General features: G+C 40.4%; 12 protein-coding genes. 5 read left to right on the forward strand and 7 right to left on the reverse strand.

Going from position 1 to position 13,227, the window contains the following annotated elements; all coding sequences use genetic code 11:
* Positions 1 to 271 precede the first annotated feature (271 nt).
* Together IM509_RS18675 and hppD are read left to right on the forward strand one after the other, a co-directional pair.
* Positions 272 to 976, forward strand: a complete 705-nt coding sequence (locus IM509_RS18675; protein WP_052276701.1) for an SDR family oxidoreductase — start codon at positions 272 to 274, stop codon at positions 974 to 976.
* Between the two features lie 148 nt (positions 977 to 1,124).
* Positions 1,125 to 2,210, forward strand: a complete 1,086-nt coding sequence (hppD, locus tag IM509_RS18680) for a 4-hydroxyphenylpyruvate dioxygenase (RefSeq protein WP_052276702.1) — start codon at positions 1,125 to 1,127, stop codon at positions 2,208 to 2,210.
* Positions 2,211 to 2,502: 292 nt separating this feature from the next.
* Here the strand turns inward: hppD and IM509_RS18685 are convergent, their stop codons facing one another.
* Together IM509_RS18685 and IM509_RS18690 are read right to left on the reverse strand one after the other, a co-directional pair.
* Positions 2,503 to 3,036 (reverse strand): retropepsin-like aspartic protease family protein, encoded by a 534-nt coding sequence (locus IM509_RS18685; RefSeq protein WP_185237484.1) that lies wholly within the window; start codon positions 3,034 to 3,036, stop codon positions 2,503 to 2,505.
* Positions 3,037 to 3,119: 83 nt separating this feature from the next.
* Positions 3,120 to 3,461, reverse strand: a complete 342-nt coding sequence (locus tag IM509_RS18690) for a histidine triad nucleotide-binding protein (protein ID WP_002757854.1) — start codon at positions 3,459 to 3,461, stop codon at positions 3,120 to 3,122.
* 181 nt (positions 3,462 to 3,642) lie between these two features.
* On the opposite strand from IM509_RS18690, the gene IM509_RS18695 reads away from it, so the two are divergent.
* Positions 3,643 to 5,169, forward strand: a complete 1,527-nt coding sequence (locus tag IM509_RS18695; protein ID WP_002743838.1) for a YifB family Mg chelatase-like AAA ATPase — start codon at positions 3,643 to 3,645, stop codon at positions 5,167 to 5,169.
* A gap of 245 nt (positions 5,170 to 5,414) precedes the next feature.
* Here IM509_RS18695 and IM509_RS18700 read toward each other — a convergent pair whose 3' ends face one another.
* Positions 5,415 to 6,719, reverse strand: coding sequence for a hypothetical protein (locus IM509_RS18700; protein ID WP_052276703.1), 1,305 nt, complete (start codon positions 6,717 to 6,719; stop codon positions 5,415 to 5,417).
* Positions 6,720 to 6,917: 198 nt separating this feature from the next.
* Between IM509_RS18700 and IM509_RS18705 the strand changes: the two genes are divergently transcribed.
* Complete coding sequence (locus IM509_RS18705; protein ID WP_002798813.1) at positions 6,918 to 7,346, forward strand: Tery_1686 family protein; 429 nt, start codon at positions 6,918 to 6,920, stop codon at positions 7,344 to 7,346.
* A 74-nt stretch (positions 7,347 to 7,420) separates the two neighbouring features.
* Here IM509_RS18705 and IM509_RS18710 read toward each other — a convergent pair whose 3' ends face one another.
* The 4 genes from IM509_RS18710 to IM509_RS18725 all read right to left on the reverse strand — a co-directional run bounded on the left by IM509_RS18710 (position 7,421) and on the right by IM509_RS18725 (position 11,129).
* Positions 7,421 to 7,987, reverse strand: coding sequence for a hypothetical protein (locus IM509_RS18710; protein WP_052276704.1), 567 nt, complete (start codon positions 7,985 to 7,987; stop codon positions 7,421 to 7,423).
* Positions 7,987 to 9,375, reverse strand: a complete 1,389-nt coding sequence (locus tag IM509_RS18715) for an AAA family ATPase (protein WP_185237485.1) — start codon at positions 9,373 to 9,375, stop codon at positions 7,987 to 7,989. Before IM509_RS18715 ends, IM509_RS18710 begins: the two co-directional genes overlap by 1 nt.
* Before the next feature lie 104 nt (positions 9,376 to 9,479).
* The gene (locus IM509_RS18720; RefSeq protein WP_052276706.1) at positions 9,480 to 10,064 is read right to left on the reverse strand and encodes a pseudouridine synthase; all 585 of its coding nucleotides are present in this window, start codon (positions 10,062 to 10,064) and stop codon (positions 9,480 to 9,482) included.
* 276 nt (positions 10,065 to 10,340) lie between these two features.
* Complete coding sequence (locus IM509_RS18725; protein ID WP_002765070.1) at positions 10,341 to 11,129, reverse strand: ABC transporter permease; 789 nt, start codon at positions 11,127 to 11,129, stop codon at positions 10,341 to 10,343.
* Between the two features lie 277 nt (positions 11,130 to 11,406).
* On the opposite strand from IM509_RS18725, the gene IM509_RS18730 reads away from it, so the two are divergent.
* A complete protein-coding gene (locus IM509_RS18730) occupies positions 11,407 to 12,876 on the forward strand; it encodes a protein kinase domain-containing protein (RefSeq protein ID WP_420372443.1) in 1,470 nt (489 codons plus the stop codon).
* The last annotated feature ends 351 nt before the right edge of the window (positions 12,877 to 13,227 follow it).

A 13,227-nucleotide genomic window follows, 5' to 3' on the forward strand; every position in this document is an offset into this window, starting at 1 on the left:
CCAATAAAGCTGAGAGGGAATCCGAACTAGGGAAGTATTCGGAGGTCTGTACCAGATTGTGTCTCGATGCGGTAGTCTCTACTTGCGTCGCCTAAATTGGTTTAGGCAAGCTCCGTCCCTTTTAGGGCGGGGTTAGTGACAAAAATTTCTTTACATTGTCACGGTTGATCCTATCAGAAGTTGGTTAACCATTAATCAAGGGGTTGGGACTAGCGATGATTTTCCAGTTGGAACAGTTTACAATAAGATTTGTAAAAATTTATAAATAATTATGAGCGAAAAAGTTGTCCTGATTGTCGGTGCTACGGGGGGTATCGGTGCCACTTTAGCGGGTAAACTAGCTGTTAATGGTCATAAACTCGTATTAGCGGCGAGAAATGCCGATAATTTATCTAATTTAGCTGGTGAGTTGTCTTGTCCTTCTTTAATTGTACCGACGGATATCACCAATCCGACTCAGGTGGAAACTTTGATGGCAAAAATTGTCTCCCATTACGGCCGGTTGGATGTGTTGGTTAATGCGGCCGGAGCCGGTGTGATGAAACAATATAATAAAATCACGCCGGAAGATTTAGATAAAATGCTCGACCTCAATCTCAAGGGGAGTTTTTATACCTGTCAGGCTGCGGCTAATGTGATGAAGGAAAATAAAGCTGGTCATATCTGTAATGTGGTGGGAATTTTGGGTAAGCATTCTATGGCTATGGCTGCCGCTTATTGTGCTTCTAAGTACGGGGTGGTGGGTTTTAGTAAATGTTTGGCCGATGAGTTAAAACGCTATGGTATTAAAATGACTTTATTCTATTTTGGTGGTGTCGATACTCCTTTTTGGGATCAGGTGAGCTTAAAAGTTGATCGCACTAAAATGTTAACCGCTCAAACCGCCGCCGATGCTATCTATTTTGCCATGAATGCTGAACCCCAAGCCGTCCCCATGGAAATTAATATTCAACCCGATAGTCATCTCTTTTTTTAGTCGTCAGCTTTTTCAGTTATCAGTTATCAGTTATCAGTTATCAGTGTTCAGATTTAAGTTGTCAGTGAATAGTATTAAGTGGCAAGTTCGGAGTTTTATTATCACTGTTTACTGTTTACTGAAAAACACCACTTTTTTGACTTTATCTATGTTTATTGATCATATTCATTTTTATGTAGAATCGGCCAAAAAATGGCGAGATTGGTTTGTGCGGGTGATGGATTTTCAGGCGATCGCAAGTTTAGTTAATCTCCACACGCACACGGAAATAGTTGGCAATGGCATCCAAAAAGATAAAAATAAACAGATTATTTTTATCTTATCTTCTCCCTTAAATTCCCTTAGTCCCGTGGCGGAATTTTTAAGTAAATATCCTGAAGGGGTGGCGGATGTGGCTTTTCAAGTGGAGGATTTAGACGCTTTAGCTAGGAGAATTAAACTGGATATTTTTATTCAGGAAACTGTTTTGGCTAGGGGTAAGATAAAAAGCTGTCAAATCTCTAGCATTGCTAATCTCAAACATACATTAATTGAAAGACAGGGAATCACGCCAATTTTAGCCGATCCTAATCTGATTGAGTATGATAGTAAGGAACAATATAATCAGGATATTCTGGCAATTGATCATTTAGTTTTAAATGTGTTTCAGGGGAATTTAGAGTTAACATCCAATTGGTATGAGGAAAATTTAGGCTTTAAAAAACGGCAAGTTTTTACTATTAAAACGGAGCGTTCTGGTCTTTATTCGCAGGTACTTGTTCACCCTGAAACCGAATTAAAGTTACCAATTAATGAGCCAGATAGTAACAGTTCTCAAATTCAAGAATTTTTAGATATTAATCAAAAATCTGGTATTCAACACATTGCTTTAAAAACAGAAAACATTGTAAACTTAACTCAAAAATTAAGAGAAAAAAAGGTAGAATTTTTATCAGTTCCCGACAGTTATTATCGACAAATTAACTATCAAAAAAAAGATTTTAATATTGCTGATTGGGAATGGTCAGAAATTAAAAAAAATGAAATTCTCATTGACTTTGAACAAAATAGTCATTCCCTCCAGGAAAAGCCAACTTTACTGCAAATTTTCACTAAACCAATTTTTTCTCAGCCAACTTTCTTTTTTGAATTAATCGAGCGACGTCATGCCGCTAGAGGTTTTGGAGAAGGCAACTTCCGGGCTTTATTTGAAGCGATCGAACGGGAACAAATACAGCGAGGAACTTTAGATTAGAATCAGAAAAGCGAGCATTTGGCTCTTCTGGTTTCTGTGTGTAAACGAGGTCTATACTGATAGTTTCTTCTTTCAAAATAGTCCTAAAAGTCTTGCCCAGTAAGCATTTAACCTTACATAAGCAAAAATTATCACACAAAGTCGAGAAGAGCGAGCATTTTTCCCGTCAGACTAAGTAGGTAGGTGTTAAAAGTTTTCAGATCCCCCCGCCTATCGGCACCCCCCTTATCAAGGGGGGCAGGGGGGATCGAACCTAAAATCCATTTTTAGTTTAATTATAACCAGCTACTTATCAACGATGACGTAATTCAATCACATCTTTTTTGATCGTGACATCATAGGAACCAAAAAAGGTTTGTCCTAAGAGTCCTAATCCTTCCATTTGGGGAGAAATACCAACAATCTGATTAGATAAAGCCACCTCGCCAACTTTAACAGAATTAATGCGACCAAGATAAACAGTAACGACACCGCCGGCGGTATGAGCGACTACTTCCTTTTCCCGTTTGACTTTCATCGCTTTCGCCATGGCATCGGTGAGGACGATGCCACTAGCACCTGTATCAAAAAGCATTTCATAATAGTGACGGTTATTAAAAACCACCATCACCGTGGGAATGCCGTTAACCCGGCGTTGAATCGGTAGCTGATAAACTTGCGGGGAATTTTTCCTATTTCTAGATGAACTGCCACAGAGACGGCTAAGATCTATGTGTTGTCCATCTGCTCTTTGGAGAAAGCATTCCGATTGAGCGAGAGTCGTAGGGGTGAAGGGAAATAACAGCAGGGTGCTGGACAATGCGATCGCAGAAATAGACCTATTCATGGGTTTAACATCGAGAAGACCGACTCGGAAAAGAAAGCTTCTAGCCCTATAATTGCCCAAAAATGCGGGAAAATAAGGGGTATTTAACCCGGAGGCCAAGCCATTATGCGATCGCCTAAAAGATGGACATGAAGATGATCGACGGTTTGACCCCCATGTTCCCCATTATTGATCACTACTCGATAACCTTGACTTAATTTAGCTTCGGCGGCCACTTTTTTAACAGTTAGTAACAAATGTCCCAATAGATCTCGATCGCTGTCACTGGCTTCCTCTAGTTTCGGAATCGGTTTTTTGGGGATAATGAGGATATGGGTGGGTGCTTGGGGATTAACATCTCGAAAAGCGAGAACCAGATCATCTTCATAAACGATCGAGGCAGGAATTTCTTTGCGGATAATTTTGCTAAAAATAGTCTCACTCATAGACAGATTACTTTTTTTTTCAACTATACCATTAAGCTCTCAGCTTTTCTGGCTAGGTTATCCCGAGAAATAGGCTGATTTTCAGGGTAAATTCCCAGATAAAATCATTTTTATGCGGAAAACTAGCCGAACATCCTGTTTCATTTTCCTAAGAACTCACTTTATTTTTACTTGAGCCAAAATGTTAGCAAGGGTTTGGAGTGCGGCAATTATCGGCATCGATGCCATTAAAATCGGGGTAGAGGTGGATGTATCGGGGGGATTACCCGGAATTGCCGTGGTGGGTTTACCCGATACCGCTGTGCAGGAGTCGAAAGAAAGGGTAAAAGCTTCCCTAAAAAATGCCGGATTTGCCTTTCCCATCCGCAAAATTGTCATCAATTTAAGTCCCGCCGATATCCGCAAAGAGGGGCCGATTTATGATTTACCGATTAGTATCGGCATTTTAGGAGCCTCCGAACAGGTAGAAGCCGATTTATTGGGGGATTTTCTCTTTTTAGGCGAATTATCCCTCGATGGTAGTTTGCGTGCCGTGGCGGGGGTTTTACCCATTGCTGCCGCCGCCGAAAAAATGGGGATCAAGGGTTTAGTGGTTCCCGCCGATAATGCCAAAGAAGCGGCCGTAGTTAAAGGCGTACAAGTGTATGGGTTTCGTCATCTATCGGAAGTGGTAAATTTCTTAAATGAACCCGATCGCTATTCACCGATGACTTTTAACGCTGCCGAGGAATTTGGGCGATCGCGGGTAAATCTCCCCGATCTCAAGGATGTCAAAGGTCAAGCCATTGGCCGGCGGGCCCTGGAAATTGCCGCAGCTGGAGGTCATAACCTAATTTTTGTCGGTCCCCCGGGCAGCGGTAAAACCATGTTAGCGCGACGTTTACCCGGTATTCTGCCCCAGCTTACCTTTGCCGAATCCCTAGAAGTCTCCCAGATTCATTCCGTCGCCGGATTACTGAAGGATCGAGGTTCTCTGGTGCGCGAGCGTCCTTTTCGCAGTCCCCATCACTCCGCTTCCGGAGCGGCGCTGGTGGGAGGTGGCACTTATCCCCGACCGGGAGAAATCTCCCTTTCCCACCGTGGTATTTTATTTTTGGACGAATTAACGGAATTTAAGCGCAGTGTCTTGGAATATCTCCGGCAACCCCTAGAGGATGGTTATGTGAGCATTTCTCGCACTCGTCTTTCCGTCGCTTTTCCGGCCCGTTTTACCCTGGTGGCGAGTACCAATCCCTGTCCCTGCGGTTATTACGGCGATTCGGTGCAACCCTGCAGCTGTTCACCGCGACAACGGGAACAATATTGGGCGAAATTATCGGGGCCGCTTTTAGACCGTATTGACCTACAAGTGACGGTAAATCGCCTGAAACCGGAAGAAATGACCCAAGAGAGTCGGGGAGAAGCTTCTGAGCAAGTGCGGCAACGGGTAGAAAGGGCCAGACAAAAGGCCAGCGATCGCTTTCAAGATACTGGGATTCGCTCTAACGCGGAGATGAATTCCGAGCATTTGCGGCGTTTTTGCGCTCTTGATCAGAGCAGTCGCCATATTTTAGAAGGGGCAATCCGAAAATTGGGTTTATCGGCCCGAGCAATGGATCGCATTCTCAAAGTTGCCCGCACCATTGCCGATTTAGGAGATAGTGAAATGCTGAAAAGTTCCCACGTTGCCGAAGCAATTCAGTATCGCACTCTCGATCGTTTAAGTTAGGGTTTGCGGCAAAAAGTTTGTTGGTGGGGTTAGGAGTCGGTCGTCAGGATTCAGGAGGCAGGAGGCAGGAGTTGAGAGTTGGGGTTTTAGGGAGTTGGGGTTTTAGGGTTTTGGGGTATTAGTTGAAATTCTCCTATCTCCCCACTCCCCCACTCCCCCATTTCCCAATTCATAATTCCCCCATTTCCCCATTTCCCCATTTCCCCATTTCCCCATTTCCCCATCACCCTCTTTCAAGTCAGGAGTCAGGAATCGGGCGATTCTAAGCGTTTTTGCCATTCTCGATCGATTTTATCCGAGCGCTCGATCTCTTGTTCGAGATAGTCTTGATCGGTAGAATAACTAATATCAGCATCCCTAATCACTTTTTGGTCAGCGAATTGACGAGAGTAGGCCAGTTTTTGCTCTAATTCAGGATTATTTTGGGCTAATAAATCTGCTCTTTTTTCTCGCTGTTGATTGCGTTGATTAACCCGCTCATTTCTCCACTGTAAAAAGAAATAACGACCGAGGGGAATCCCCAAAAAAGCAGCGGCATAACTGAGGAGAAAACCGTAGATTCCTGTGACTATCGACCCCAGAGAACCGCTCAAATCCACACTATCACTGTTGAGCAAAGATCCTAAAACTAAAGCGAGGATAAAGTTAACCACCCCTAAACCTAAAGCTAGGATAATTTGACCGCTATCTGCTTCGCTAAACTTCCAGCGTTTTTCCTTTAGATAGGGGGAAACTGTTTGTAATTTTCTCTCTTTGGTTGTCACCTGTAGATCGGGAAAATAATAGATAATATCGCCTCGATCGGACACTTGCGGCAACCCATTAAAGCGAGTTAAAACTGGGAGTATATAGTCTTCTGTCTCCTCATGACTAGGGGTAATACTATCGAGATAGGGGGCAATTTGTGGAGCGATAATCGAGCCACGATTATTTTGAATTACTTTACCGATAGTTTGCCAGCGTCTCTCCTCTAAATTAAAATTAGGATCACCATCGCCAAAAAGAAAAGAAAAAACTGCCTCGAGAAAATTCATCTTACTAGAGGGTTTTTCTGCCTTAACTTCCCTATCTCTTCTTTCGTAGTAGTTATTACCAAAATCGGGATAAAAAATCCAGAAAAAGTCCGTGGGAAAGAAGTTAACATTAATGTTGTTGTTTCCAGAATTATTATCCGAGTCACTATCTTTAAACATTGAGGCTATCAGGATCGCCAGAATAGCAAACAAGAGGATTAAAATCGAAATAATTAAGACAATGCCAAAGGAAATGCGAATAACATAAAAAACTACTTTCCAGATTTTACTGGCGAAAGCTTTTAACTGCAATTGCCAATATTTATTCAGGAGAATCGAGCGAAAATTTTCGGGGAAAAGATAGATAATCTCCCCCGTGTCTGCTACCTGTAAATGTCCCCCCGCTTCCGCAGCTAAAGCTAATAATCCCTGTTGTGCAGCGTTAATCTCTAAACCCGATTTTGCCGCCACATCACCCACCGTAACCCGATAGCCTAATTTTTCGATCGATTGTAATAGAGACTCTTGGGGATTCATAGAAAATACTGTTCCTGTCGATTATCCTATTTTCTAGTTTAGTTTTGATTTTGTCTTTTTGGCAGCGGCTATCTGGATTGACAGGTGCGGCATTTTCGACTCGATCGAGAAAATATCGTTATAATTGTTCCAATAGTCGCAAAAAGCAGGGCTAAACTGTATAAATAGTTACTTTATAAGCAATTATCAGAGGTGAGCATGAATGCGTCGGAACAGGCAAAAGGATTAGAATTAACGGCGAAGATCGCCACACTCGTCAACCTGTTTAAGCAACAATTCCCCGATGCAAAGGCAGATCTGAAACCTTGGCGCAATGATCCCCACACAAGGGAGTTAACGGACCCCGACTCGATCGATATCGCTTTCCATTTTCCCGGTTGGAGTCCCAGAATTCAAGGGCGCAGTATTCTGGTACAAATCCGTTTTCATCTCGATAGCGAGGATCAGCATCAGCGTTTGATTGGCTTAGAAATGCAGGCTTTTAACCATCAAGGAACCGCTTGGCGACTATCTACGGTGGAAAATTGGCAATTAGTCGGTAATTATCAACCTTCTGCTAAGGTGGCTGATAAGTTAAAATATTTCAGCCGGCAGGTGTTTGAAGTTTTTAAAAATGAGCATCGATAAGGCTCTTTCGGCACTCTCGGCAAAAGATCGTTATTCGATCGAGATTAAATCGGTCATAATGTCAAGCTATAGGACTAAATTAATTCTTGAAAGTGCTTCGCTTTAGCAGAGATTTTTAACATTTTTTCTGGTTGATCGTGAATCTCACTTTTTTGAGAAAGTTTACGGCTGCTCATGCTTGTTTTAGAAATACTGATATTTTTAATACTAACAAAGCGATATTGATAGTCCTGAAGAAAATCGGGTTGATTCCAAAATAAGCGTCCGATTTCACGACAATAGGAGACAAAGCATTCGGCTCCTTTTAATTGTTTAATTATCGATGGATTAGAATCTCCGCTTTTCTTCATTTCCAAACAAAGGATAACTTTTTCAGTAGGGGTATTAGCGATAATTATAAAATCTGCACGCTTACACTCACCTTTACTACCAGTAAAAATTTTGCGGACATCAAAAAACTCATCTAGCTTGATCACAATAACTCGATCGGGTTCAGGCATTCCACTAATCACAAACGAATAGTTATCTTGATTTTCTGTCAGTTTCAGTAAATAAATATCTCGTTTGTACTCTTTTTTATATTCCAACTCTACTATCGCACACTTGCTAATCATTTCTTTGAGTATAGCAATATCAGACATTACTCCTCACCCCAAATAATAGCCGTTTGAATACGATTCATATTTTCGATAGTAGTATCAAAACTGCGTGCTTCGATACCCATTTCGTGATCAATTTTAGCGGGGTTTAAAGTGTGAAATTTAGTTTTTCTTTTTTGTCCTTTTAACATCTTTGAATCTTCTTCAGCAATATAGACTTTAACTTGATTAGCCGATAATAATTCCTCTTGTCTATAGCCTTCTTCTGCGGCAATTTGTTTCAGGTGTGGTTTATTATGGTTAAGCATAATTAATGTGTTGATTTCTTTAATAATATAATCACTGTGAGTAGTGATAAAAACTTTAATACCAATGTTGATCAGTCGAGCGAAAAGTTTAGCGATACGGCGTTGATTTTCTGGATGGAGATTTAATTCAGGTTCATCTACTATCAACAAATCTCCGATTCGAGCTTCGTGTCTTAAATAAAAGCCAATGTCTAAAAGAGAACGTACAGCACTAGAACTTTCATCCATCGATAGTCTAAGTTTTTTTCCTTTAGGAATGTAATAAAGTTCATCATTGCTAGTAATCATATATTGACCACCAATAATATCGGCAAAATCTTCTAAAATACTGGGATGATTTTCGGCGACAAAGCTAGTTTTTTTGACAATTGTTTCTATTTGTCTAGTAAAATCTACATTTTTTTTGACTGGTAGCGCATAATCCTGAGAAACATTAAATAACAGTTCCCTAGGATTAAAATTGCTATTTTTACTAATTTCTTCCAGTAAACGATTACGAGCAAAATTTAACTCTTTGCGAAAAATTGCCGCTCCTGTTCTTTCTGCACTGGCAATAAATGGCCTAGGAAAAAACTGAGAGAAAATTATATCTTGGATGCTGTCGTAAATGATATCCTCAAGAAAATGCACTGGCAGATTTATTTTTTCTGTTTCTGTTAATAATGTAATGGATAAATAAGGCTCATCTTCAGGTTTGCTAATCGAGATAATTTCCCATGTTGCTGTACTAATTTTCCTTTCATACTTATTTTGAAATTGAATATTGTCAAAATTTAATTCTATCTGAAAATCAACATTTTTAAACCTCTCCTCGTTGGCAGCAAAAACTTCAGGTATTTGTCGAATATATCTTTGACAACCTGTAGTAAGAATAATCTCACACTGTTGAACATACTCCTGTAGATCGAGACTAATTACACCATCAGAAAGTAGTTGATTAATTTTTTCTTTGAGTCCAAATGTTGGCCAAGTTAATAGTCTTCGCCAAGTGTCTAAAAAACCGAATAAAGCGTAGGTAGCATAAGTTTTACCTGTATTATTACCACCACAGATAATTGTGAAGTCGCCTAGACTGAATTCTGCTTGTTTTAAAATGCCAAGATTTTTAATTTTAACTTTCATATTTGTCTTTCGGTTTAATATTCACGATTATAGATAATTGTGGGTCATTTGATCAAGTCCCAAACTATACATTCAACTTTGGTTATCAAGGTTACTTACAGAAATTATAACCTTTCCAAGGCTTTTCTCTCTTTTTCAGTCACTTCTCGCCATTGACCGGGTTGTAATCCTGTTAAGCATAATTTATTGTTTTTGTCAATAGTAATGGCTGTTCTAATTAATCTTAAAGTCGGATAACCAACGGCTGCCGTCATCCGTCTTACCTGACGATTTCTTCCCTCAGTTAAGGTAATTTCTAACCAAGCGGTGGGGACAGATTTTCGATAACGAATCGGTGGCTCTCTGGGGGGTAAATCCGGTTCAAAATCTAGTAAATTAACTATTGCTGGTCGAGTGCGATAATCCTGAATATGAAGACCTTGACGCAATTTTTCTAAAGCGTTTAGGTCTGGAATTCTTTCGACTTGTACCCAATAGGTGCGCGGATGTGCAAATTGACGATGACCCAAACGATGCTGTAATTGACCGTTATCTGTGAGTAATAATAATCCCTCACTGTCCCTATCTAAACGACCGACAGAATAGATATTGGGGATGGGAATATAATCTTTTAAAGTCGAGCGACCATTTTCATCAGTAAACTGACATAATACATCGTAGGGTTTATAAAAAAGGATATATTTATTCAAGGGAAAAAGGAGTCAGGAGATAGGAGTCAGGAGTCAGGAGATAAGTAGTCGTGTAAAATAAATTTCCTAGAAGATAGGCAAAAGGCAAAAGGCAAAAGGCAAGAGGTAGTTAGATATGTTTAATTAATTTTGCTTGGGTACTTAACTCATAACTGATAACTGATTACTGACCACTGATAACTGATAACTGATAACTGATAACTGATAACTGATAACTGATTACTGATTACTGATAACTGATTACTGATTACTGATTACTGATTACTGATCACTGATTCAATCCCGTTGATGGGAGAATTGATAAGCGCCGACAATCGAGAGAAGAAGAGCGACGATTAATAAAATAGGGATAGCGAACCAAGGAAATTGATTGATATCGTAGGCTGCGGCTCTTAATCCTAGACTAGCATAGGTGAGGGGCAAGGCATAAACAATAATTTTTAATGCCCAGGGTAAGGTTTTGGGATCGAAAAAAGTTGCTCCTAAAAAAGACATCGGCACGATTAAAAAGTTATTATAGAGACTGGCACTTTCGAGGGATTGAACTCGCAATCCGACAATTGCCCCTAAACTGGCAAAGACGGCACAATTTAAGATTAAAATTAATAAAAAGAGGGGATTGAGAAAACTGGCAAATTTTCCTGTAAATAAGATAGCGATGAGAATCACTGATGCAGAAGTCATTACACCGCGCAAAATTCCCGCAAAAACTTTGCCTAAAAATAATGAGAGGGGATGGACGGGAAGTAATAATAATTCCTCGAAGGTTTTACTAAATAAGCGATCGCCACAGATGGAAAAGGTGGTTCCCCCGAAACTGATCGCCATTGAGGACAGGGCCACCATTCCGGGTAAAATAAATTCTAGATAAGAATCGCCGAGTGAGGGTTTCATCGAGCGATCGAGGGCGCTTCCCAACCCCAACCCGAAACCGATAATATAGATTAGGGGAGAAACTAAACCTGTGGCGGCGATCTGAAGGACTCTCGCCCGTAAATCTAGCCATTCTCCCCAAAATACGGTTAAAGTGTCTGTTAATATCGTCTGAGCTTGAGCTAGTTTCACTGGTATTTTGGTTAATTAGTAAATATACTTTTAATAATAATTAATAATTGTCCCCTTTTTCAAGAGTGGCTCATCCCAGTTTAGTAAAATGTAGGGTGCGTTAGACGGTGACAATCTCTGCTTAAACTTGAATCTAACAATCCGTCGTAACGCACCACACCTATCATTAATTTAATTTGGTGCGTTACTACTACTACTTACTTATGATAAAATGCCTTCAAAGACAGGTAAGGGAAAACTTGCAATTATTCACCCGCTAAAATAACTGATAGCCGAGATGAAACCCTGTTACTGCATTAATCCCGATTGTTCTCAACCGGAGCATCCGAGTAATAATAACTCGAATACTCGTTACTGTCAAAGTTGCGGCTCTCAATTGTTGTTAAATGGTCAATATAGGGTGAGTCGGTTATTGAGTGATACGACCGGTTTTGGGGTTGTTTATGAGGCTTTTGAGGGTTTTACAGCCAAAATACTCAAGGTATTACAAGAAAAATGGAATAATGAACCGAAAGCAGTGGAATTATTTAAACGGGAATATGACGTTTTATTAGAGTTGAGTCGTCAAAATGTGACGGGTGTTCCTCGCGCAGATGCCTATTTTCAATATTCCACAAGGGAAGGGAAAATCTTACACTGTTTAGTTATGGAAAAAGTGGAGGGGATTAATTTAGAACAGTGGCTAAACCAGTATGATAATTTAAGTCAAAAACGAGCCTTAAAATGGCTGAGAGAAATTACTTTAATTCTCGATAAAATTCATCAACAGAATTGGCTGCATCGAGATATTAAGCCTCCTAATATCATGCTGCGGAATAGTGGCGAGTTGGTGTTAATTGATTTTGGCACAGCAAGGGAAGAAACCCAAACCTATCATCAAAAGGTAAAAGGTCAACAGGTAACAGGTATTACCTCAGCTGGATATACACCCAATGAACAACAACATGGTCAAGCAGTGATTCAATCAGATTTTCATGCTTTAGGACGAACTTTTGTACATTTATTAACCGGAAAACATCCCTTAGAAATTTATGATGCGTATAATGATGTTTTACCTTGGCGAGAAGAAACGGAAAATATTCACCCGTTATTGTTGGATTTTATTGATGAGTTGATGGGAAGATTACCCAAGAATAGACCGGCTAATACTAGGGTAATTTTACAGCGTTTGGATGAGATTGAACGGCAATTAAAGTTACCTCCTATAACTCCTAATAGACCATCTCCACCAGCACCAAATCCGCAGCCTGTTGTAACTCAAAAACAATCGCCAGTTATTCCTAAGATTAATCCTTCTCCGCCGGTTTCACCCGCACCTGTACCCAAAAAAACACCGGCACAACCAGTTAAAAAGAATAAGCTGAGAAACAGAATGATAGCTCTTGGTGGAGTTTTGTTATTAGGAGTAGGAATAACGCAAGTTTATGGTTATTTTAAATATAAAAATTTTCCTGCTAGTCCTCAATTATTAATATCTGATTTATCTAGTCTTCGCTTCTTAGATAAAACCCTAACTGGTCATTCTCGCGAGGTTTTGTCAGTAGTATATAGTCCCGATGGCCGCTATTTAGCCAGTGGGAGTTGGGACAAAACTATCAAAATTTGGGATGTAGCAACGGGAAAACAATTGCGTACCCTTACTGGTCATTCTAGTCCGGTTTACTCAGTGGTATATAGTCCCGATGGCCGCTATTTAGCTAGTGGTAGTGGTGACGAAACTATCAAAATTTGGCGGGTGGGACAGTAAACTTGTGTTTGGGGTGACAGCAATAACTTTTGTCTATCAAAAATGAGCGACACTTGCGGGAAACCCAACTGCACCGATGTCTTTAAAAATATTGGGTTTTGGCTCAAATTATTGAATCGAGCAGTTTTCTCCTGAATAGGGTATGCGGCAAAAAGTAGGGGCGAAGCATTCGGATAGAAAATCTGGCGTTGTCATATCAGAATAGGAAAGATGCTCCGGTGCTGATTCGGAGCATCTTTCAATTTGACAACGCCGATTGTAGGGCTAATTCATGAATTAGCCCTACGCCGATTTTAGGGCTAATTCCACTGCTAAATCGAGCGACTCTTGTTCCCCACTTAAGCCCAACTA

The organism is Microcystis sp. M31BS1, from assembly GCF_020245285.1.
GTDB classification, from domain to species: domain Bacteria; phylum Cyanobacteriota; class Cyanobacteriia; order Cyanobacteriales; family Microcystaceae; genus Microcystis; species Microcystis panniformis.

Coding starts and splice junctions, on each gene's coding strand:
- IM509_RS18675 (WP_052276701.1), top strand. CDS start 272: ATGAGCGAAAAAGTTGTCCTGATTGTCGGTGCTACGGGGGGTATCGGT.
- hppD (WP_052276702.1), top strand. CDS start 1,125: ATGTTTATTGATCATATTCATTTTTATGTAGAATCGGCCAAAAAATGG.
- IM509_RS18685 (WP_185237484.1), bottom strand. CDS start 3,036: ATGAATAGGTCTATTTCTGCGATCGCATTGTCCAGCACCCTGCTGTTA.
- IM509_RS18690 (WP_002757854.1), bottom strand. CDS start 3,461: ATGAGTGAGACTATTTTTAGCAAAATTATCCGCAAAGAAATTCCTGCC.
- IM509_RS18695 (WP_002743838.1), top strand. CDS start 3,643: ATGTTAGCAAGGGTTTGGAGTGCGGCAATTATCGGCATCGATGCCATT.
- IM509_RS18700 (WP_052276703.1), bottom strand. CDS start 6,719: ATGAATCCCCAAGAGTCTCTATTACAATCGATCGAAAAATTAGGCTAT.
- IM509_RS18705 (WP_002798813.1), top strand. CDS start 6,918: ATGAATGCGTCGGAACAGGCAAAAGGATTAGAATTAACGGCGAAGATC.
- IM509_RS18710 (WP_052276704.1), bottom strand. CDS start 7,987: ATGTCTGATATTGCTATACTCAAAGAAATGATTAGCAAGTGTGCGATA.
- IM509_RS18715 (WP_185237485.1), bottom strand. CDS start 9,375: ATGAAAGTTAAAATTAAAAATCTTGGCATTTTAAAACAAGCAGAATTC.
- IM509_RS18730 (WP_420372443.1), top strand. CDS start 11,407: ATGAAACCCTGTTACTGCATTAATCCCGATTGTTCTCAACCGGAGCAT.